Origin of the sequence: Ectobacillus polymachus (genome assembly GCF_048159605.1) — a bacterium.
In the GTDB taxonomy this organism is placed as follows: domain Bacteria; phylum Bacillota; class Bacilli; order Bacillales; family Bacillaceae_G; genus Ectobacillus; species Ectobacillus polymachus.
Map to the genome: position 1 here is coordinate 885498 of NZ_JBLREB010000001.1, position 21852 is coordinate 907349.

Genomic DNA, 21852 nt, shown 5'->3' on the forward strand with positions numbered 1-21852 from the left:
CGCTACATAAGGGGATACGTTGCCAGCAATCATCCTGATCTAAAGCCAATTCGTATTCAAGATATGGTTGCTATTTGTAAAAAGAGGTAGGTGATACGATGCCCGACAGTTACCCATTTAACACATATTCTGGATTACTTACACCAGATCACTATAAAAAGATAGGGAATGCTATATGGTTGTTCCTTTGGTGCATAAGCTCCACTACAGCAGAAAAAGAGAAGGATGGTGTTGTGTGGGGCATCGTAAAAGGAAATCAACCACAAAAATATTCCGAACTTGCTCTAATATTTGGAATCACCGAAAGAACGTTAAGCACATGGGCAAAAATTTTAGAGACCAATGAATATATCAGAATTACACGAGCTCCATATGGATTAATTTTTTCAGTGAAAAATTCTAAAAGAGGTTTTTTGAAGAGATCGGAAGAAAACTTCCACTCTCTCAAATCAGATAGGAAAGAAACTTCCGATCACATTAAGAGAACAGAAGAAATTTTCCGCTCTAGACCGGAAGAAAACTTCCGATCTAATAAGGATATTATAAGTACTACTAATAATTTAGATCCTGTTGATGAAATTGCAAATCGGTATACTGATTTACAAACCATACAAGAAGGGCATCAAACTTTTCCTAGCGCAAAAGCTTATCAAGCAATCGCCCAGATAGTCGCTCAGGGAGTGCCGTCATCCCGAACTATCGAATTGCTTGAACAGCGTTTTAAGGAGTTGGAGGAACACAGCCCAGGAAAGAAAATAAAAGCATTTAGCTATTTCGTAGACTACATTCTCGAACATCATGAAAGGTTACAGGCTAGAGAACAAGCTAAAGAGAATGCTAAAAAGCTAGCGAAGAGGAGGTTGCCTGAGCATGACAACAAAAACAATCAGCGAAGCAATAGCAAGAATCCGCCAAAAGATGACTCCATCACAGGTGGACAAGTCGGGCGACTCCGTAGAAAAAAAGTATGAGTGCCTGAAATGTAAGGATAAAGGATTTTTATTCTTTCGGGTCCACAAAGATGTTGAATGGGTTGAGGATGATGATTATAAAACGCTTGTCCCAAAAGAAATGGTTTCAGAAGAGGACTTCTTGTCCGGCAAGGTATGTAAGCCCGAAGATGCTTGGGAATGGCGAAGCACCTATTCACGAGTTTGTATATGTGCCGAGAAAAAGAGGATTGAACGGATGCTGAAATCAAGTGAGATCACTGATGAGTTTAAGAAACTTGATTTTAAAAATTTCGCTACGAAAGGTAAGCCGTTAGTTATCAAAGATACTTATGAATGTGCTCTTGAGTATTTTCAAGAATTTGAGCATGTACGTCACGAACGAAGAAATAGTATTGCTTTATTCGGCCAGCCTGGATCCGGAAAGACACATTTACTCACGGCTGTATCCAATCACTTAATAAATGATCAAAAGGTACCCGTACTTTATTTTCCATATGTGGAAGGCTTCAATGATCTGAAAGATGATTTTGATTTGCTAAAGGCAAAAATGAATCGTATGAAAAAGGTTGATGTATTGTTTATCGATGACTTGTCAAGCCTGTTGGTCGTGATAGAAAACCAAGAGCAACCGATTGGCAGATTGAACAAATGTATGCGGTTATCAACTATCGATATTTAAACTATTTACCAATTCTCGTTTCATCTGAACTTACACCTGATGAACTGGCAGACGTTGACGAGGCATTAGGAACACTGATCTATCAAATGTGCCAAGACTTTATTGTGGTGATTAAAGGAAATCGTAAACTACTAAATCATTGATTGGAAGGATTAGAGGATGTGTAAACAATGTGATGACAATGGACGTGTTTATAAGGAATTGTTCCCAGGGGTGCTTACATTCGAGGCTTGTACTTGCGAAGTAGCTGAGCAAAACATGCGCAATTTTAAAAAGCGTATGAAAGCGTGGAGAAATCAAATCAATGCTGCTAATGCGAAATTTAGCTAGAAAGCAGTTTGAAGCAAATAATCATTTTGTAGGAAAGTGAGGTATTGACCATCATGGGTGATAGAATTTGTCCTAATTGTGGAGAAGAAGATTTAGTTGTAAAAGGTTTAGAAATGTGGAAATGTCTCAGTTGCGGAGAGGAATACGAAGGTGAATATCTAGACTTAGACATAGAAATAGAAGATTAAACCCAAAATCCATTCGATAAAGAAAACACAATTACTGGCCTGTTAACAAAAACGGCGGGTACATTAGTACTCGCCGAATAAGCTGAGTGAAGGTTAAATCATTCTAAAATAGCGGAAGGTTTCTTTAATATCATTTTGTTTTTCTGGAGGACATGGGTAGGCCCTTGAATCAGGAGAAATTCTGTTTGTTGACATTCTAAGCTTAAGTCCACACACTTCTTTCATGTGCGCAATCCAACATGTTTTAGGTGAATACCCATATTTTTGTTTAATGTATTCTTGAATTTGTTTATATGTAGCCATATGTTCGCACTCCAATCCCTTAATGACTATTTAGGGAAATTGTACAGTTTTTTCTATATTTTCGATATGAATTTATCAATAAAAACTTGATTTAATAAAAAAGCCAGGATTCCTCCCGGCAACAATCGATGAAATAATTATACCATACCTGGGAGGATCCTTATGAGATTAGAAAATATAGAAATAAATCCCTCTACTATGAAATTAGAAATTGATATAATGAGATATAATAATAGCTTTGCAATTGTAGTATGCGACGGTAAGGCGAAGATAACTTGTTTGCCGGAACATGGTGAAACAAAGATTGTGACACATCAGGGGAAGGTGAAGAGGGTTAAATTTGATGAGGGGGAAGAATTTTGAAAGAGAGCAGTCGAATTCGATCAAGTCATGGTGCTATAGGGGAATATCTAGTATTAGCGGAACTTCTAAAAAGAGATTTCATGGCTTTTTTAGCTCAAGGAGATACTCAAGTTGATTGGGACATTATATTGTTTAATACTAATAATAGTGTAAAAAAAGTACAAGTGAAGGCTATTAATATTACTATTAATAATAGTGCTGTTAATATAAATCCGGAATCAATAAAAAATATTGATTACTTAGTAATAGTTTTATTAAATATTCCATCAGAGGAAGAATTTGATGAAAATAAAGCAAGTGAATTTTTTATAATTCCGTCGGAAAATATAAATGAATTATTTGGAAAAACTGATGAAAATAGAAAGGATAACAAACGTACTATAACAATAAAAATAGATAAATCAAATATTAAGGATTATAGAAGTAAGTGGTCTCTAATTAAAAAGAAGTAGTTCTACCAGCCATCTGGAGGACACTGAATGACGCATGTAGCGTTGTTCGGTGTCTTTTTTATTTGACAAAAATGAGGTGATGAAATGAATCCAAATTTAATAGAACAGCTAAAGGAGTGGAGACAGAAGCATCCGATTCCTCAAGTTAAGAGGACCCGAACAAAACCAAAAAAGAAGAAAAAGGAACTCTCTCAACGAGACTTGCTGGATTTAATGGATGTGAACCGACCAACTTATAAGCGTCACAAAGGTGCATTTCGTCAAAAATAGAGGAGGGAGCTTATGCAGGATTTAATTCAACAATATAGACAAGCTCTACACCAAGTAAATCAAGCAAAAGAAACAGCTACTGAGGCAGATAAAAAAGTATTTTCGATTATGGCTAGTGATTTGCAATATGCTTTGGAATGGATGAAAACGGCTTGGCGTCCAGGTAATCGAAGGGGGATTGAACGCCGAGCTGCATATCAGCGTAGTATACCTGCAGATCCGCAGCTTTTACAAGTACTCATTTCAGTTATAGAACAAGAAGATAGGGATATAGGAGATTGGAATCGATTTTTGATTGAAGATGCAATGAGTACTTTAACGGAACTGGAAAAGAAAGTTTATATAATGTCGAGGGTGGGGAATCTGTCGTATAAAGAAGTTGCGAAATGTCTAAGAATCTCAAAGAGTGCTGTACAGATTATGATCGTTCGAGCGCAAAAGAAAATAGCAAAGCAAGTAAAGGAAAGCCTCTTCTGCCAATTTAGTCAATGATATGACGATTATGTTCAATACAAGTTTTTTATTACCGTTTAGAAAAACATAAATAAATTTGTCTATTATTAGTTAAAAATATTGTATATTTTTAATATTAGAAAGAACAAACAAATTTAGTTTTTCTAGAAATATAGCAAAAGGAGATGGTTTACTTGAAAAAAAACTACAGCTATAAAATTCGTTATCTTACATTTGGAATACTCATTGTTATTTTGATTTTATTGATTGTTGCTCATAATAATTTAAGATTGGGTGACATTGATTTATTAGCATTTGTTGGCGCAATCATTGGCGGTCTCATTACATTATTTGGTGTCCAATATTCAATTCAAGCATCTTTTGAAGCGTTAGAGTTATCCTTAAAAAAACAAGAGGATGACAAGTTCTTAGAAAGAATTGAAGTAAAATTAAATAGACTATACAAAGTTAAAGACATAATATTTACAGCAGATCGGATGCTTTCGAATAAAAAATTTGGATGGAACAAAAATTATGAAAAAGCAGAAGTGGAAGAAATAAATAGGGGATTAATTACATATTTTCTACCTCAATTAAACATTTTATTAGAAATTTCATCATCTGTAGATTATGAATTTTTTAATGAAATAAAAAAATTTGTAGATGATACTAGATCTTATTTTTTTGATTTCTCTGAAGAGGATTTTTTTAAAATTACAAATTCTATTGATCAATTAACTAAGAAAATTGAGGATCATGAATCAAGAATTTGTAATATATATGAGGAGATTTCAAAGAAAACTAGATAGATTATATTTAACTTAGCTTATTAAGGGGAAGAGGGTCATTGATTGAAGATTCAATGAGGTATCAGAACTGGAGAAAGAAGTCTATATCATTTAGAAAATTTGTTGTATACAGAGATTGCTAGAAGTTTACATATCTCAAAGAGTGCAATACAGATTATGATAAAGAGAGCGGAAAAGAAAATTGAGAAACAAGTCAAGGAGAGTATATTTTGTAGCAAAATTAAGGTAAAGGTACAATAATATATTAATTTTGGGCATAAGAGTTGGAAGTAAATTTAAACAAGATTTTTTAGATCCTTCTATTAATTGATTCTCTATGTTTTATGATCATAAAAAAATTCAGGCATTAAACCTGTATTAATCAAAACTAAAATTATTGGTTTGTAACGCAATTAGAGCTTCTTGTTGGTTAGGAAATGATTCTTTAGAAATTTTACCTGGACTAGGTACACCACAAGTAATTCTCCAATCACCAGGCGATATTTCTTCAACAACATATAAGTGAGACATAATTTCAACCCCCTTAGTAATTATTGTATTCAAACTAGAAATAAATAAATCATTATATCTGTGAAGGCCTTTCAACTGTTGGAAGGATTTTTCTTTCATATTTGCTGTCATATAAGTGTAAGTATTTATTGTAATGTTAATGTATTTGTAGTTTAATTCAATACTTAACTATTTAAAATAAATCGGATAAAATAAGTGCTTATATAAATAAGTTGGGTATTTTAATGCCATTTTTTCTTTTTGGACAGATAATTTTCTTTCATTATTAAATCATATAAAAACTTGTCATATAGTTCTGATTCCTTTAATGCATCTGAGAAGGAAATACCGTAAGTTAGCATTCTATCCCTTACAACATGTAGAAATTCTTCAAAGTGGATACTCATAGGATTAGCTTTAAGTTCTCTTATAGTACAATTAGCAACTAATGCAGATTCCTGTTTATTAGTAAAGCTCCTCACTATATCATAATTGCCTTCAGTTGAACGGCTTTTACCTACTAAACTCCCAGATCTCTTATTCCAAGGTGGTAGACTTCCATTCTTTATTCTATATGCTTCTATTAATATTCCCTCAACAATCTTTAAATCCCTCTTGAAATGTTCATTTGCGAAATCTGATAATTCTACTTCTTCATCATAAATTTTATGTACGTTTTTCTTGATAACAGGTTGGCTTATTGGTGACATTGTAAGTATCGAATAACCCAATTTTTCTTTTTGATTAAAGTAACTTTTAATATTCACAAACTTGCAACTTTCCTTTTTCATAGGTAAAATCCCATTATGTTGTTTAAATCTTTCGCCTAAATCCACGGCTAATCCAATATATAAAACTTCTTTTGTTTCATAATCCCAAAAACAATAAACACCAGAGGATGCCCACCCATAGCCATCATTTGGATTACATACATGGTCTAATGCATTAACAATATCTTTAGTGTCTTTCATTTTATATGCATCTTGTATAACAGTTCCAAACATAGTTTTAGCTACAACATTGGTGTTCAATCTAATTTGATTGATAAAGTCCATATCCAACATTTATCCCCTTTTTATATTAGTAATAATTTCCAAATAGTATTTCTATAATATCTCATAATTAAAGTTTTTACAAACACACTACGATGTAAAAAGGGGGAACAATATTATGATAATGACCATACAAATTATTATATCTACAGCAAAGACAGTAATTTTACAACGTGGCAGCTTCCATTAAGAGATAGGGAGTCACAGAATACTATTTTTGATAGGTTGGGTAAAATCCTCATCGGGGGCATTATCAAATAGGATTGAGATATATCATAACAGGTTAAATACAAAAGGATCTCATATAATTAAATATGAAGAACTATTTTTAGAAGATGGGGAAACACCTAAATGGATTGAACATCCAACTCTTGGTCCCAAAGTGGATTTTGTTGCAATTCCCTTAACAGATTTAGATAAGGCACAGGTATATCCTTATTATTTAGATATTGGTGAGGATATAATAGTTGGAGTTACAGATACAGTAGGTGTAGTTGGATTCCTATTTGGCATTCAGGTTGGAAGCAATGCAGCCATTTGGGCAACGGGAACTGTAGCATCTGAACCTGATATTAATTATAAGGATTTACCATTATTTTTAATTGATTGTAGAAGTAGACAAGGACAGTCAGGTTCTCCAGTTATTGCATATCGTTCAAATGGTGATGTAAAATTAGGAACTGATCTTGCAATCTTTGGTGGACCTGTTAAAAAATTTTTAGGTATCTATAGTGGAAGGATTAATAAGGAATCGGATTTAGGTTTGGTTTGGAAAGCTTTAGCAATATAAGAATTAATAGATAGTATTTGAACCAAAGATAAAGTAAGTGTTTGAGTACTGCTTTTTAAAACTAACTGAGCATGATACTGTAATAACGAAGGGGCGCTTTTACAGCAGCTTAGTTGAGGAATATTTCAATTCCTTATGAGTCCTTTTATATAAAGGCAATGGCCAAATTTTTTGATTGCATTTCAATAGAAGAAGCGAACTACAGATTATTACGTAAAATATAAATTTGACGTAATAATCTATAAGTTTTAAGATATATATATATTTTTAGTCTGCGAGGTAACAAAATGATAAATAAAACAAATTTAAAAAACTTTAATAATACACTTGCATTACTAAATGATTTACCTTGGTATGTAGAAGAATATATTAATCATAAGAAAAGAAAACTTTCTGCTGCAACCTTACTTAATTATTGCCATGATTATAAAATCTTTTTTACTTGGATGATAAATAAACATATATGCAATTGTAAGGAAATGAAAGAAATTTCTCTAGGTACTTTAGAGAAAGTCACGGTACAACAGGTTGAAAATTTTTTAAGTTTCCTTCATTATGAGTTAAATAACAAAGAAATAACCGTTAATCGCAAATTATCAGCTTTAAAATCCCTATTTAATTATCTTCAAAACATCGCTGAGACACCAGATTTAAAATCATATATAAGTAGAAATGTGATGGCAAAGATTGAATTCAATGAAATAAAAGAAAGTATGGAAACACTTGCAAACAAAATAGAAGGAAAGATTTTACTCGGTGATGAATATGAAAAATTTAGATCATTCATAGCCTATGATTACGGTCAAATTTGTAAGGGCAATAAAAAATTATTCAACTTTTATAATCTAAACCGTGAACGTGATACAGCAATTGTGTCATTAGTGTTGGGATCTGGTCTTCGCCTTTCTGAATTAGTTAACTTAGATTTAGATGATATTGATTTTAGTAAAAACTCAGCAAGGGTTATTAGAAAAGGTAATAAAGAACAATATGTTTACTTTAGCCAAGTAGCAAAAACAGATCTTCAAGAGTATCTATCAATCAGGTCAAACAGATATCATGTGAACAAAAGTAATAAAGCTTTGTTCATATCAGCACCAATGGGACCTAAAGGAAAATCAAGAAGATTAACCAATCGCTCAGTAGAAAAACTAGTTGAAAAATATGCAATAGCATTTGGTAAACCGGCTCTATCAGTACATAAGCTAAGACATTCGTTTGCAACAAGATACCATTCAGAAATAAATGATGTACCAAAACTAAGAAGACAATTAGGCCATTCATCCATACAGACTACTATGATATATACACACATAAGAAATGATGATTTAAAAACTGCTGTAGATAAAATGGATATGTTAAATGATTATAACGAATAGAATTTAGAAATAAATGTAGGCAAATTCTTAATAAATAGGACTATTATGTAGGTGAATTTATGTCAATTAAGGACATTATGTAGGCAAATTTATGTCGTTAATTTTGTAGTGTTTAGTCAATGAACCGGAGGATAACAAGTTATATAGTTCAATTAGTAGTATGTAGGCACTTTTACGTCATTTATGTAGGTAAATTCATGTCGACGTACAAGAAGATAAAGGATTTGTTATTGGTACATTTGTATTTTTTTCTAGTTAACATAATATATATTATAGGAAGTAAAATATCAAAACCTATTTTTGTCTCATTTCATAAGTATACTTTAAATATTGAGACAAAATCAAAATTTGAGATAAAATAATAATCGACTTAAACAGATTACTTTTAATTTTATTAAGTCCAATCATATATTAAGGACCAGGTGAATCTTGAGTCTATGTTAACATTGATCCAAACGAGATTTTATATATAGATATTTTAAACATGACATTCTAATTAGATTTAAATATGCTCTTCCAAGTTTTCTGTTTTCCTATATTTTAACCTCTACTACCTTTTTCTGTTAGCTATATAATCTTGTCTAACTTAACGATTTAGGTGTTATCCTAGTAATTTGTTTTCTTCGTAATTATATTAATATAGCTAAATAGTACAAAAATGAAAAAAATCACGGTGTTATATCAACAAATTATTATTTCGATATATCTATCCCCTCCTTTTGCTTTATTTTTGGTTAAAATAAATAAAAGCGACCTTTGAATCGTCGCTTTTATTTGGCAAATAATTATTGAATGTTTAACTAAAGAGCCTCAATTACCATTGCTGCAGCTGGACCGCCTCCACTACAAAGCGAGGCACAGCCATATTGGACACCTCGTCGATGCATTTCATTTATAAGGGAAATCAATAACCGTATACCCGTGCTGCCAACAGGATGACCCAACGATATACCGGATCCGTTTGCATTTACTTTGTTCATATCCAATTTCAGTTCACGATTTACCGCTAAAAACTGAGATGCAAAAGCTTCGTTTATTTCCCAGTATCCGATATCATCTTTTTGTAGGTTCGCAAATCGTAGTACTTTTTCAACAGCTGGGACTACTCCAATCCCCATTATTTTAGGATCTACTGACGCGGATGCCGTTGCTACTATACGTGCTAATGGCTTAAGTCCATATTCTTTTGCTTTTTCAGCTGTCATTGCAATCAATGCTGCTGCCCCATCATTAATGCTTGAAGCATTTCCTGCAGTAACCGTTCCATCCTTTTTAAATGCAGGACGCAAGGCAGCAAGTGCTTCTATGTTTATATCAGACTTAGGATGTTCATCCGTATCAAAGATAACTGTACCCTTTTTTGTTTTAATTTCGATAGGAACGATCTCTTCCTTAAATTTCCCCTCTTTATTTGCTTTACATGCACGTTCATGACTAAGTAAAGCAAGATGATCTTGTTCCTCTCGAGATATGTCGTAACTCTCAGCAAGGCTTTCTGCAGTAATACCCATGTGGTAATTATTAAAGGCATCAAATAAAGCATCGTATAATAAAGAATCTAGCAACTCTCCGTGACCCATTTTCAATCCATTTCGAGCTTTTGGAAGCAAATAAGGTACGTTTGTCATACTTTCATAACCTACAGCAGCACCTACGTCTACCTTTCCTAACATAATTTCCTGCGCCAAAATTTCAGTTGCTCGTAATGAGGATGCACACTGTTGATTAATAGTTGATGCAACTGTTTGTACAGAACAATTTGCTCCAAGAGCAACCTGCCGGGCCGTGTTCCCTTTGCAGCCTGCTTGATAAATATGACCTCCTACCACTTCCTCTATTTGATCAGGGTTTACGCCTGCTTTACTAATCGCAGCTTTTAGTGCAGTTACCCCTAAGTCTACTGCTGAAAAATCTTTTAACGCCCCGAAAAAATCTCCGATTGGTGTTCGTGCAGCACTTACAATGACAACCTCTCTCATATACACAACCCCTATCTTTTATAATTATGAATAACTATAAAATCCTTTCCCTGTTTTTCTGCCAAAGTGTCCAGCACGTACTAGTTTCTTTAACAATGGACAAGGACGGTATTTCGAATCGCCAGTCTCTGTGTATAACGTTTCAACAACGAGGAGCAATGTATCTAACCCGATAAGATCAGCTAACGCTAATGGTCCAATTGGATGGTTGGCACCTAGCTTCATTCCTTCATCAATATCCTCAGCAGTGGCTGTCCCCTCAGCTAGTACGAAGATAGCCTCATTAATCATGGGAACCAAAATTCGGTTCACAGCAAAAAGGGGCGCATCATTGACCGTAATCCCAACTTTTCCAAAGGATTCTACTAAACTCTTTGCTAATTGGTATGTCTCCTCAGATGTTTCTTGTCCTTTAATGACTTCTGTTAACTTCATGACTGGAACGGGATTAAAAAAATGCATTCCAACAAATCGATCAGGTCGATTTGTAGACGCTGCAATTTCTGTAATGCTTAAGCCAGAGGTATTCGTAGCGAAAACGGCTGTTTCTTTACAAATTGTATCAAGCTCTTGAAAAAGGGCTTTTTTCGGCTCCATCTTTTCAATAATAACTTCGATGACTACGTCGGCATCGGCCAAGTCCTGTAGGTCTACAGTACTACGGATTCTCCCTAATATTTCCTGGGCTTTTTCTTGTTCCAGCTTATTTTTCTCAACTGCTCGGTTAAGGTTTTTTTGAATTGTACGTATTCCCTTTTGTACAAATTCCTCCGTCATATCTCGTAAAATTACTTGATATCCTGCTTCTGCAGCAACTTGGGCAATTCCGTTCCCCATTGTTCCTGCTCCTACCACGCCAATTGTTTTAACAAAAGTCATACGTATTTCTCCTCTTTTCTTTAATATGATTCTTAGATCGGTTTCAACTGCAATTTGTCATGTAAGCCCTTCTATCATTATTCAAGAAGCTTTCCTTAAACACTCTTCTCTTTTCGTAACGTTTGCTTTAATACTTTTCCACTCGCATTACGAGGGAGAGAGTCAAGAAAATCTATTTCTACAGGCAATTTATATTTTGCTAGTTTCTGTTTACAATAGGAAATCACATCTTCCTCCGTATATGTCTGGCCATTCTTCAGCACAATGAATGCTTTTGGCACTTCACCGTATACTTCATGAGGAATACCAATTACAGCGGCTTCTAGTATTTCCGGAATCTCATATAAGACTTCTTCTACCTCCACTGGATACACATTTTCACCGCCGCGAATAATCATGTCTTTTTTTCGATCTACAATGTATAACAACCCGTCTTCATCAAAGAAGCCTAAATCACCACTATATAGCCAACCGTTTTTAATCGCATGTCGGGTTGCTTCTTCATTTCTTAGATACCCTTTCATAACTTGTGGACCTTTTACAATGATTTCCCCTACTTGTCTAGTTGGCAGCTCATCTCCAAACTCATCAACAACTTGAACTTGTGTAAGAGGGAGGGGCTCGCCGACAGAACCAATTTTTTCTAAGGCGTACTTGTCTTTTAATATCGTCGAACCAGGCGAATTTTCCGTTTGACCATATAAATTTTGAACTTTCACGTTAGGATAAAGGGATTTCACTTTTTTTACTAACTCATATGGCATTGGCGCAGCACCATATGCAAACAGACGTAGATGCGATAAATCCATCTTTCTCATTTTTGGCGTGTTTAATAGAATACTATACATAGCAGGAACCCCAAAGAAAATCGTTACGTTTTGTTTTTCCATCGTATCTAATGTTTGTTCTGGAGAAAATGCTTCTTCAATGACCACAGTACCTCCTCTAAGTATGGTAGGAACCGTAAAACAATGAATCGCTGCACAGTGGAACAGTGGGGTAACGATATGTGTTCGGTCGTCTGATGTCATTTCCATCCCCTCAGACCAAATTTGTGCAGCAGCTCGAACATTACCAGCTGATAGCATGACACCCTTTGGTTTTCCAGTCGTACCGGATGTATAAAAAATTACCGCTGTATCATCTTTATCGATCACTGGCTGTGTAAATGAAATGGAATCGTCAGACATGACAATCGAAAGCCATTCCTCTTCCCCAACTACTAGACGATCTTCAAATTTATCAAGAGATGAATCCAGTTGATCTAAGAATTCGTGAAAGCGAATGTCATAAATAATAGCTTTTGGTTTCGAATAGTTGAGAATATACTCGGCTTCTGGCGCTGCTAGTTTTGTATTTACGGGTAATACAGAAAAACCGCCAATCTGACAAGCATAATAACAAACTAGGAAATAATCCGAATTGTGTAAATAAAGCGCAATAATATCATCCTTTTTATACCCTCTTGCTTGGAAATATCCAGCTACATTTTTTGCCTGTTTGTAAAAATTTGAATAGGTTGTGTCTCTGCCTTTATAGGACGTGATTACTTTTTCAGGTTGTAATTTTGCATGTTCTGCTAATTGTTCAAAAATAAACATCATGTACAACCCCTTTACGAATCGTATTTATTTGACTAACTTTACTAAATAGTCCGCATAACTCGTCTGGATTTCTTCTTTCGTCATCATTCCTTCTGGACTGTACCATTGTTGGATCCAGTTCATTGCACCTAGTAAAATCATTCGTACGATTTTGGGCTCTGTTATTGTAAATTGATTTGTCTCGATACCACCTAGAATAACTTGATCAAAATAGCTTGCATAAGCATGTCGTTTCTCTAATATCGGGTTTAGCTTCTCAGAAAACGTTTCATTTGGTTTGATAATTAAATTAAACGTTTCTTGTTCTTCGATCGCATAATGAATATGTGTTATAATCATCTTCCTTAATCGTTCCTCATAAGAAACTGGTTCTTCTAGATGTTCTTGTAATTCGGCCATAGCTCTTGATAAAACCATCTCATGACACTGGAAAATTAAATCCTCTTTGTTTTTAAAATAGTAATATAATGATCCCTTTGTCATTAAGAGTTCGGCTGCAATTTCTTCCATGGTTGCGGCTTGGTAGCCCTTGTGATTTACGATTTTTATTGCGGATAAAATAATTTCTTCTTTTTTCTTTAATACCTTTTTTTTTGATAATTTCATGCAATCCTGTCCTATCTTTATAAGTCTAGTTGTTTTGCAATAATCTGCTTCATAATTTCGGTTGTACCAGCATAAATGCTTGCAACTGGTATATCTCGATAACGTCTTGCAATCTCATACTCTTCCATATAACCGTATCCTCCATGGAGTTGAAGACATTCAGAAGCAACCCGTTTGGCCATCTCACTAATCCACCACTTTGCCATAGATACTTCTTTAATTAATGTTTCACCTTTCACATGACGATCTGTAATATCATTAATATACGTTCTACCAAGCTCGATTTCCGTTGCCATTTCCACTATTTTAAATTGTGTATTCTGGAATTTACTAATAGACTTGCCAAAGGCCTGTCTCTCTTTTACATAATCTATTGTCAAACGTAACATCTCTTCTGCTTCAACCTGACACTGTAACGCTACGACAAGACGCTCTTGCTGCAGATGTTCCATTAAATAATAGAAACCTTTCCCTTCTTCTCCTAGCAAGTTGGAGACAGGAACTTTCGCATCCTCAAAAATTAGCTCGCCTGTATCGCCGCTATGCATGCCAATTTTGTTAAGCTTTTTCCCTTTTTTGAATCCTTCTGTCCCTTTTTCCACAACGATTAAACTAATCCCTCGGTGTGAAGCTTGAGAATCCGTTTTGCAAACAACAATAGCTATATCTGAAGCAATTGCGTTGGTGATAAATGTTTTTTCACCATTTAAAACATAATAGTCACCCTCACGTTTAGCTGTTGTTTTGACTCCGGCCAAGTCTGAACCTGCACCTGGCTCTGTCATAGCAATGGAAGATATAATCTCACCACTTATACAACCAGATAACCACTTACGCTTCTGCTCTTCTGTTCCTAACGATGCTATGTAAGGGGTTACAATATCAGAGTGCAAACACATGCCACTACTAAGTCCTTGACCCACTCGCTCTAATTCTTCAATTAATATCTTTGAATAAGAAAAATCTAATCCTAATCCGCCATACTCTTCATCTACCCATGGACAAAGAAATCCATTCTCCCCCATTTTTAACCAAAATTCTCGCGGGATTTCACGATCCGTTTCCCATTGTTCAAAATACGGATACGCTTCCTTTTCAAGCATTTTACGTAAAGATTCTCGAAACATCACATGCTCATTCGTTAAAATAGATGTACTCAAGTTTAAACCTCCTTAGAAATGCTAGATATTAATATAAATTACAGTAACTGGTAATTTAATTATAAACGAGGTTTGCTGTTCGTCAACCATTTTTTAAACGACGTTCAATAATTAAACGGGAGTTAATGTAATAAAATTATGATTATATAGTGATTTATGATGATTGAAATATGAATAGGGAATTCTTATTCTTGAATCTTAGAGGGTAATATTGCAGTATCTATAAAGGATAGTAGAGGAAAAGCGGATAATAGATAGAGAAATGAAAGTGAAAAGCGGTGTATAGACATACGATCCATTCTCTCAATGAGAACGAACCGTTGATTTTTAGTTTCATGATGAATGTATAAATTCTTTGTTTGAAATAGATGCTAATAAAGCATCGGAAAGCGGTTTTAGATGAAATGATTATTTGAATGTATCATTGAGATTAAGGTGATTCTAAATTGAAAATTATTCTACTCTTTCTCTTATTATTCTTACTAAGCGTAACTTTCAATATAACCATATATATGCTTACATCTGAAAAATTCCAATTAACAAATATATTAAGTTATTTTGAACTGATGTCTTCAACAGAATATATTATCCTGTTTGTGCTATTATTTATTTTATTTATACCCCCTATTGTTTCTTATTTTAGAAAAGTGACAAAAGGAAAAACAAATTAAGTCTACTACCATTCTTCTTATACAGGAGGATCTGGGGAAGAATGTCGAGACCTTATTCGCTTTTGAATAATAGAAGTCATTAAAAGAATGAAAGGAAGTACTAATGAAAAAAGGATAAAAATAGATTTTAGTGCAAATTCACCTTGTGCAAGATGTTGTGAAAAATTATTTGCAATCATCATGGATGAGAACAGAATTATCATTCCAATAGGTACAACCACATCCCTGTGTTTTTTAATATGGAACAAATCTGTTACCCCAATAACAGCAGCATAAAAAAAGATGGCTACTTTGAAGAAATCCCCCATGATTAAAGCTAAGACTACGATAAAATCTAGCCGTTGCAGAAAATTAGCGATATTTACTTTACTAATTGTAGCTAATAAAGGGAACGTTGTTCGATTGGCGATATCCACTCCTAAAACAGTTATCTCTACTAGCGTAATTAGAGATAAAATCATACCGCTAAATACCATAGCAGATATCCCTATCTTCATTCCAAATTGAGGCTTGTCGAGATTTGAAAGAATCATCGTAAAACAAATTGTTTCACCGAACGGAAACATAAACATTCTCGGATATGCAGCAGTCAAAACCGGAAACCAGCCTTTTGAAAGAATTGGCTGTAAATTCTTTATATCAATAATGCCGGAAAATAATATCAGAAGAAGCCCTATTATACCCAATAGAATCATCAATATAAGATAAATCTCGCCGGTTCTTGCTAATACGTTTAAACCTTTGTACAAAACATAAGCAATAGCAGCTAACATTAATACGTTCAGGATAAATAATGGGGTTTGGTCATACATAGAGGTTTGCAAAAATTCTCCTCCATCACGCAAATCTCGTGCCGCTCCATATATAAAGAACAAAATATAGAACAAGCTAATGAAAGAACCTATATATTTCCCAAAAATTTGTTTCGTGTAGCTTGTTAAAGGCATACCTATATATCGATTTGATAGAAGCCCATAAAAAAAGAACAAAACAATTCCACCAGCCAAACCAAGAAGAACGGCAATCCATGCATCTTGTTTGGCTACCAAACCTAAAGGAACTACAATAGCCGTACCTAATTCAAACAGTACCACTAAACAAAACAGTTGTGTGCCATTAATCTTTACGTTCTCCATGATAACTACACCTCTCTTTATACTTCATTTCTTTTTTTTCATCTCTTCCTGAATATAAAAAGAAACTTCATTCATACCCCAAATGACAAGTAAAATTAATAGGGTTAATACTCCTGTTCCGACTTTTACTCCAAAAGGATGTAGAAGATTGTCTAAGGATTGATTCAGGGGCATTCTGGTTAGCACATCCAGCAACATATTCATGCTCATATTTAAAAGATAAAGAAAAAGAAAAATACCAAATATTCTCAAATTCACTAGCTCCTTTTCATAATGAGTTATCATTTTTAGAAGCATTATTAGGATGCTCGGCGTTTAACCGTTTTCTAAACCATGCAATGATAAGAAGCAACAAAGGAATTCCTGTTTGTAAGGGTAGATGCAGATAGATGGGTACTACCTTTAATCCCTCAAATAAATGTTCTGTGAAGTTGCTTGCTATCTGTACGGAAGAAAATAGGATAATCATCCCAATAGGAAATATGAGTGTTTCATGTCTCTTTACCTTAAACAGATTGCTGGTTCCAATAACCGCAGCATAAAAAAAAAGCGATATTTTAAAGAATCCACCAATAATTAAGGTTAAAATAACAATAATATCCAATCGTTGCAAAAAATTAAGGATATTAACTTTTTCAATTGTAGCAAGTAAGGGAAAAGCAGCCCTGCTTGCAATATCCACACCTAAAGCCGCAATATTAACAATGGATGTCAAAATTAATAATAAGGCACTTCCTGTCAACGCAGCCCACCCAATTTTTATAGCTTGTTGTGGTTTGGTTAAATAAGGAAAAATCATTGTAAAGATTATCATTTCTCCAAAAGGAAAAGTATAGGTAAGAGGAAACGCTGTTTTTAATACGGGCTTCCATCCTTTTTCAAGAATCGGAAGCAGGTTCTTCATATCTACTAATCCGGATATGAAGACGAGTGCATTTCCTAAAATCCATAGTATAAGAAATAGAGTAAATAATAACAATCCTGTTCTAGCTAGTACAATCATTCCTTTACGTAGGACGTATATGATGGTTACAATCATCAAGCTATTAATTACGAACAAAGGGGTTTGATCATATGCTGATCCTGATAAGAGTTCGCCAAAATCTCGTAATACGCGTGAAGAAATATAAATGAAATATAGGATATAGATTAAACCCAAGATAGTTCCTATATATTTTCCTAATATTTTTTGTAAATAGCCTGTTAAAGGAAGATCCGGATAGTGACGAAATAGGGAACCGTAAATGAAATATATCATCATACCTCCTGCCCATCCGAGCAAGATGGCTAACCAAGCATCTTTCTTAGCTTCCATCCCTAATCCAACGACAAGAGAGCTTCCAAGTTCAAATAAAGTCATCATTGCGAACAATTGCTCACTGGTAACCTTGGTTTTTTCCATAGATGTTATCCCCTTGTTCACTCTTTCTTCTGTTGTTCCTCTAGTATATAAGGCTTCGTTCTCATACCTGGTCTACGGATAAACGCTGTTACATCCACTTCTACTTGCATACTGGAAAACCTGCCGTTCCAGTTGTTTTTCATGTTCTCCCATTCCTTCGGGTTTTCACGATTTATCACTTCTCCAAAGCCAAAGATATCGCTTTTCTCTTTTTGGGCAATCTTTACTGCAGAAATAATTTCATTCTTAGTTTCCTCCACCCATTCCTTCTCTAAGCTTGAAATCTCATCAGGTTTACTTAAATCTGCCGCACATTTCATTTCTGCCACATCTCCTTCTTCTCGAACATTGATGTGGATAATCGGCTCACTGTCTCGTAACGTAGCCTTCACACTTGTTTTCGATCCCGTAGTTTCAATAGCTATGCCCCCTTGTTTTTCCTTACAATTTAACCGAACTATCGTACTATCCATCTTGTTTTTCACTAAAATAACCCCACGTGCATCCTCATCGTCCATCCATCTCTGTAGTTTTCCATCTTTAAATAAAGCAATTCCATTTATCTCAATCAAAGCTATTGACTGTGTGCGTTCAACATTCGATTTGTCTATTCCTTTGTTAGGATTCCCTATTATGCTAACGCCGCTAATGGTTGGTTGGCTTCCTGTACTAACTAGTGCACTGATTACATCTCCCATTTCCGTTTTTACATTTTCAGATAATATTTTTTGCGTGGATTCTAATTTATCAGCAGTACTATATCCTGAAATTTTTTCTAATGGTGTGATCATACTAATCACGGATTCTGCGGAAGTCCCCCTAGCGATGAGAATACTTGTCGTTAACCTGGCTTCACGTGATCTTTCAAACAAATCGAATAACTCGCTAATTCCCTCTTTTGCAAGCTCTTCCCCAATGACAACAAGTCTAATGTGTGCAAAGAACAATTGTCGTGGGACTTTACGTGACGCCTTACGAATGGCTTCAAAAAGGGTAGATCCTGTTTCTGTAACAACATGTACAGGCGTAGCCTTTCCTCCTCCTCCTCCTGTTGTCCCTGCTGCATTTTCACTCGGATTAACAACTTGAAACGAGACACGATATTCATTGTTATTAGCAGATTTATCAACTCCAATTGCAGAAACGATGGCCAACTTGGACAGTTCTCTACTATTCCAACAGCCTGTTAGTAGCGTGCTACATAACATGAGAACGATGATGAAACGAATATCTTTCATTCTTTATTCTCCTTCTTACTTTTTATCTCGTTTCTGCGCTTATCGAAAGCTTTGTTTTTCTGATTATTCGAGTGTTTTCGCGTCAAAAGAAATTTTAAGGGGATACGAAAAATGGCATCCTTTTGATCAGATAGTACAAATGGAGAAAAGGGAGTTAAGTAAGGAATGCCAAAGGATTGTAAACTATTCAAATGAGCAATGATAATAATCATCCCCAATGCGAGTCCGTAAAAGCCGAACGTTGCAGCTAATGTCATTAAAAGAAAACGAATGAGACGTGCTGAAATTGCAATATCATAAGCAGGAGTGGCAAAGCTGGCTATTCCGGTAATAGCAACAATGATTACCATCTGAGGTGATACGATTCCTGCTTGGACAGCCGCTTGTCCCAAAACAAGAGCTCCTACGATTGATACAGCTTGTCCTATAGCCCGCGGCATACGAATTCCCGCCTCGCGTAGCAATTCAAAAGTAGCCTCCATAAGCAACGCCTCTACAAACGCAGGAAACGGAACCCCTTCTCTAGAGGAAGCTAGACTAATTAAAAGTGTAGTCGGAATCATCTCCTGATGAAATGTAATGGCTGCTATATAAATAGAAGGAGCTACTAATGAAATAACAAAACTTACATATCGCAATACCCGTAAGAAGCTAGAAATGTCGTAGCGATGAATATAGTCGTCAGGAGATTGAAAAAACTGTACAAATAAAGTAGGTACAATTAGGACAAAGGGGGACCCATCAACGAGTATAGCGACCCGTCCTTCTAACAAGTTTCCGGCTGCACTATCTGGTCTTTCCGTATTGTAAACGGTCGGAAAAGGACTGAACGTATGATCCTCAACAAGGTGCTCGATATAGCCTGAGTCTAGAATCCTGTCAGTCTTAATCTTATGTAAACGCTTTTTGACTTCTTGTACGATCTCATCATTAACCGTTTTTTTTATATACATAATCGCAACGTTTGTTTGTGTTTTTTGACCTATTCTCATGGTCTCAACCCATAAATTTGAGCTGGCAATCCGACGGCGAATAAGCGATATATTTGTTCCAATAGATTCATTGAAACAATCCTTTGGACCGCGAATTACAATCTGCGTCGTCGGTTCGGTAATTCCCCGCATTTCCCCCCCTTTTGTCTCTCCACTAATGGCTTCTATCCTGCCGTCAATTAAAATAATCGTGTCACCCGATAAAAGTGATAATATTAACTCGTTCCAATCATAGATGACTGTTACTTTTTGAACTGTTAAGGCGTTATTTTTTATAAACTCAAAAATATTTTCCTTCGAAATCGTTTTCTGCTTCTCTTCAAGCATCAAAGAACGATTGATAAAATCCCCAACCAAGTCAGTGTCAACTAGACTTTCCATGTAGATTACTACGACTTGTACTTGCGAATGAACCAAATTAAAGTCGCGGATAACGATATCTGAACTGTTCCCTAGTACTTCTTTGATTTGTTGCACATTCGTACTTAAATTAGATGAAATAAAATAATTATTATTTTCTTCTGTCTTAGTCTGTTTGTTACGATTCTGTTCGTTATATAAACGCCTCCACATACTCTTCATTTGAATTCCCTCATTCGTTTTTTATACATAACAATTATTTGCAGTTGTAATTGAAACTATTCATGTTCAATCGTTTTACCATAATTCCGAGAGAAGTCTTCTTCCTCAAGACAAAGCGGTAATGGGGATGTTTGTATATTTATGATAAGATTTCTACTTATTCTTGCTATGTATGTGGTCAAATGAAAAAACAGGGGTCACGCTGTAGAGCGTAACCCCTGTTTTTTCTACTATTTAGTCATTTAGGTTTAGACTTTCCTTGCTTATAAGCTTGTCTAAATGATCAACCAGCTTATTTATTTCGACTAAGATACTTTCATCAAAATTAGAAGCACTGTTCAGTAAATTATTTATATTTTCTTCCATATTGAAAGGAAGTTTAGTTGCCTTTTCTTTTAATTTTTTTACTACTTGTTTTTCTCCAGGATGCGGCATTTCATTTATTGCAAATAAAATATCAAAATAGCTTGCTAACAAAGCTGCTACTCTATGGTTAACACTTACATAATCGTTTCTTTTCAGTGCTTTTTTTATTTGAAAATAATAAGCAGGCATCTGTTCTCTTAATAACGGATAATTTTTTTTTATAATATTTAACTTTAATTTTTCAGGGTATTTTATATTGTATTTTTGTTGAAGTTTTCTAGCTTTTTCATGTTTATCGTACAATATAACGGATGTTATGAAATTACTCCAAAAACAAGTTGTATATCCAACATCTGCTTGGCATTGCAATACTGTTCTTTCAAGTTGTGTATCAATCCAATTAAAATCTCGGTATATAATCTCAATTGGGATATTACCTTCTCTTATGACTCCATCATCTTCTGTCTCCCAAAATTGATTATTCATTTCCATATAGTCACAAAATTTTCTTGTGATTTCTTCTCTTTTTATGATAGGAACTTCTTTGTTTGCATAAATATATAAATCATAATCAGAGTTTTCATCTTGCGTGTTAGTTGTATGAGAACCCGAAAGTAGTATAGCTTCCACTTCTTGTAATTGTGAAAACTCGTTTACTATAGCGTTTAATATTGCATGCTCTTCAAACATTTCTCTGACACCCTCTTTATATATTCAATGTATTCTA

General features: G+C 34.7%; 26 protein-coding genes and 1 pseudogene. 13 read left to right on the forward strand and 14 right to left on the reverse strand.

The genetic code is table 11. From position 1 onward, the window contains the following. Positions 1-98: 98 nt before the first annotated feature. The 4 genes and pseudogenes from ACM5BR_RS04565 (at position 99) to ACM5BR_RS04580 (ending at position 2150) form a co-directional block, all read left to right on the forward strand. Positions 99-971, forward strand: coding sequence for a hypothetical protein (locus tag ACM5BR_RS04565; RefSeq protein WP_416826272.1), 873 nt, complete (start codon positions 99-101; stop codon positions 969-971). Continuing rightward, positions 919-1775 (forward strand): annotated as a pseudogene (locus ACM5BR_RS04570) (DnaA ATPase domain-containing protein). The gene ACM5BR_RS04565 and the pseudogene ACM5BR_RS04570 overlap by 53 nt, the downstream one beginning before the upstream one ends. Positions 1776-1791: 16 nt before the next feature. Further along, positions 1792-1962 (forward strand): hypothetical protein, encoded by a 171-nt coding sequence (locus tag ACM5BR_RS04575; RefSeq protein ID WP_416826274.1) that lies wholly within the window; start codon positions 1792-1794, stop codon positions 1960-1962. Between the two features lie 53 nt (positions 1963-2015). Further along, on the forward strand, positions 2016-2150 hold the full coding sequence (locus tag ACM5BR_RS04580; RefSeq protein WP_416826276.1) for a YgiT-type zinc finger protein: 135 nt from the start codon (positions 2016-2018) through the stop codon (positions 2148-2150). 93 nt (positions 2151-2243) lie between these two features. Here the strand turns inward: ACM5BR_RS04580 and ACM5BR_RS04585 are convergent, their stop codons facing one another. Next, positions 2244-2453: a hypothetical protein gene (locus tag ACM5BR_RS04585; protein WP_416826278.1), complete on the reverse strand. Its 210-nt coding sequence runs from the start codon at positions 2451-2453 to the stop codon at positions 2244-2246. A 162-nt stretch (positions 2454-2615) separates the two neighbouring features. Between ACM5BR_RS04585 and ACM5BR_RS04590 the strand changes: the two genes are divergently transcribed. The 6 genes from ACM5BR_RS04590 to ACM5BR_RS04615 all read left to right on the forward strand — a co-directional run bounded on the left by ACM5BR_RS04590 (position 2616) and on the right by ACM5BR_RS04615 (position 5040). After that, the gene (locus tag ACM5BR_RS04590; protein ID WP_416826279.1) at positions 2616-2816 is read left to right on the forward strand and encodes an XtrA/YqaO family protein; all 201 of its coding nucleotides are present in this window, start codon (positions 2616-2618) and stop codon (positions 2814-2816) included. After that, on the forward strand, positions 2813-3268 hold the full coding sequence (locus ACM5BR_RS04595) for a hypothetical protein (RefSeq protein WP_416826280.1): 456 nt from the start codon (positions 2813-2815) through the stop codon (positions 3266-3268). The genes ACM5BR_RS04590 and ACM5BR_RS04595 overlap by 4 nt, the downstream gene beginning before the upstream one ends. Before the next feature lie 84 nt (positions 3269-3352). Continuing rightward, the gene (locus ACM5BR_RS04600) at positions 3353-3538 is read left to right on the forward strand and encodes a hypothetical protein (RefSeq protein WP_416826282.1); all 186 of its coding nucleotides are present in this window, start codon (positions 3353-3355) and stop codon (positions 3536-3538) included. 12 nt (positions 3539-3550) lie between these two features. Then, complete coding sequence (locus ACM5BR_RS04605; RefSeq protein WP_416826284.1) at positions 3551-4030, forward strand: sigma factor-like helix-turn-helix DNA-binding protein; 480 nt, start codon at positions 3551-3553, stop codon at positions 4028-4030. A 155-nt stretch (positions 4031-4185) separates the two neighbouring features. Next, positions 4186-4800 carry a hypothetical protein gene (locus ACM5BR_RS04610; protein WP_416826286.1) on the forward strand — a complete coding sequence of 205 codons (615 nt, stop codon included), beginning with the start codon at positions 4186-4188 and terminating at the stop codon, positions 4798-4800. Between the two features lie 60 nt (positions 4801-4860). Then, positions 4861-5040 (forward strand): sigma factor-like helix-turn-helix DNA-binding protein, encoded by a 180-nt coding sequence (locus ACM5BR_RS04615; protein ID WP_416827835.1) that lies wholly within the window; start codon positions 4861-4863, stop codon positions 5038-5040. A gap of 117 nt (positions 5041-5157) precedes the next feature. Here ACM5BR_RS04615 and ACM5BR_RS04620 read toward each other — a convergent pair whose 3' ends face one another. Together ACM5BR_RS04620 and ACM5BR_RS04625 are read right to left on the reverse strand one after the other, a co-directional pair. After that, on the reverse strand, positions 5158-5310 hold the full coding sequence (locus ACM5BR_RS04620) for a hypothetical protein (protein ID WP_416826287.1): 153 nt from the start codon (positions 5308-5310) through the stop codon (positions 5158-5160). A 221-nt stretch (positions 5311-5531) separates the two neighbouring features. Then, complete coding sequence (locus ACM5BR_RS04625) at positions 5532-6344, reverse strand: GIY-YIG nuclease family protein (RefSeq protein ID WP_416827836.1); 813 nt, start codon at positions 6342-6344, stop codon at positions 5532-5534. 214 nt (positions 6345-6558) lie between these two features. Here ACM5BR_RS04625 and ACM5BR_RS04630 point away from each other — a divergent pair, with 214 nt between their 5' ends. Continuing rightward, positions 6559-7131 (forward strand): hypothetical protein, encoded by a 573-nt coding sequence (locus ACM5BR_RS04630; RefSeq protein ID WP_416826289.1) that lies wholly within the window; start codon positions 6559-6561, stop codon positions 7129-7131. A gap of 287 nt (positions 7132-7418) precedes the next feature. After that, positions 7419-8510, forward strand: coding sequence for a tyrosine recombinase XerS (xerS, locus tag ACM5BR_RS04635; RefSeq protein ID WP_416826291.1), 1092 nt, complete (start codon positions 7419-7421; stop codon positions 8508-8510). Positions 8511-9310: 800 nt separating this feature from the next. Here the strand turns inward: xerS and ACM5BR_RS04640 are convergent. The 5 genes from ACM5BR_RS04640 to ACM5BR_RS04660 all read right to left on the reverse strand — a co-directional run bounded on the left by ACM5BR_RS04640 (position 9311) and on the right by ACM5BR_RS04660 (position 14738). After that, a complete protein-coding gene (locus ACM5BR_RS04640) occupies positions 9311-10489 on the reverse strand; it encodes a thiolase family protein (RefSeq protein WP_416826293.1) in 1179 nt (392 codons plus the stop codon). Between the two features lie 24 nt (positions 10490-10513). After that, on the reverse strand, positions 10514-11368 hold the full coding sequence (locus tag ACM5BR_RS04645; RefSeq protein ID WP_416826295.1) for a 3-hydroxybutyryl-CoA dehydrogenase: 855 nt from the start codon (positions 11366-11368) through the stop codon (positions 10514-10516). A gap of 95 nt (positions 11369-11463) precedes the next feature. Beyond that, positions 11464-12969, reverse strand: a complete 1506-nt coding sequence (locus tag ACM5BR_RS04650) for a class I adenylate-forming enzyme family protein (protein WP_416827837.1) — start codon at positions 12967-12969, stop codon at positions 11464-11466. 27 nt (positions 12970-12996) lie between these two features. Beyond that, a complete protein-coding gene (locus tag ACM5BR_RS04655; RefSeq protein WP_416826297.1) occupies positions 12997-13578 on the reverse strand; it encodes a TetR/AcrR family transcriptional regulator in 582 nt (193 codons plus the stop codon). A gap of 17 nt (positions 13579-13595) precedes the next feature. Further along, positions 13596-14738: an acyl-CoA dehydrogenase family protein gene (locus ACM5BR_RS04660; protein ID WP_416826299.1), complete on the reverse strand. Its 1143-nt coding sequence runs from the start codon at positions 14736-14738 to the stop codon at positions 13596-13598. Positions 14739-15184: 446 nt separating this feature from the next. On the opposite strand from ACM5BR_RS04660, the gene ACM5BR_RS18645 reads away from it, so the two are divergent. Further along, positions 15185-15409, forward strand: coding sequence for a hypothetical protein (locus tag ACM5BR_RS18645; protein WP_465245456.1), 225 nt, complete (start codon positions 15185-15187; stop codon positions 15407-15409). Positions 15410-15426: 17 nt separating this feature from the next. Here ACM5BR_RS18645 and ACM5BR_RS04665 read toward each other — a convergent pair whose 3' ends face one another. The 6 genes from ACM5BR_RS04665 to ACM5BR_RS04690 all read right to left on the reverse strand — a co-directional run bounded on the left by ACM5BR_RS04665 (position 15427) and on the right by ACM5BR_RS04690 (position 21815). Next, entirely contained in the window at positions 15427-16545 is a 1119-nt protein-coding gene (locus tag ACM5BR_RS04665; protein WP_416826301.1) for a GerAB/ArcD/ProY family transporter, read from the reverse strand. Positions 16546-16569: 24 nt separating this feature from the next. After that, on the reverse strand, positions 16570-16797 hold the full coding sequence (locus ACM5BR_RS04670) for a YczF family membrane protein (RefSeq protein ID WP_416826303.1): 228 nt from the start codon (positions 16795-16797) through the stop codon (positions 16570-16572). Between the two features lie 16 nt (positions 16798-16813). Then, positions 16814-17947 (reverse strand): GerAB/ArcD/ProY family transporter, encoded by a 1134-nt coding sequence (locus tag ACM5BR_RS04675; protein WP_416826305.1) that lies wholly within the window; start codon positions 17945-17947, stop codon positions 16814-16816. 17 nt (positions 17948-17964) lie between these two features. Continuing rightward, on the reverse strand, positions 17965-19185 hold the full coding sequence (locus tag ACM5BR_RS04680; protein WP_416826307.1) for a Ger(x)C family spore germination protein: 1221 nt from the start codon (positions 19183-19185) through the stop codon (positions 17965-17967). Continuing rightward, the gene (locus ACM5BR_RS04685; RefSeq protein WP_416826309.1) at positions 19182-20759 is read right to left on the reverse strand and encodes a spore germination protein; all 1578 of its coding nucleotides are present in this window, start codon (positions 20757-20759) and stop codon (positions 19182-19184) included. Before ACM5BR_RS04685 ends, ACM5BR_RS04680 begins: the two co-directional genes overlap by 4 nt. A gap of 234 nt (positions 20760-20993) precedes the next feature. Next, complete coding sequence (locus ACM5BR_RS04690) at positions 20994-21815, reverse strand: nucleotidyltransferase domain-containing protein (protein ID WP_416826311.1); 822 nt, start codon at positions 21813-21815, stop codon at positions 20994-20996. Positions 21816-21852: the final 37 nt, after the last annotated feature.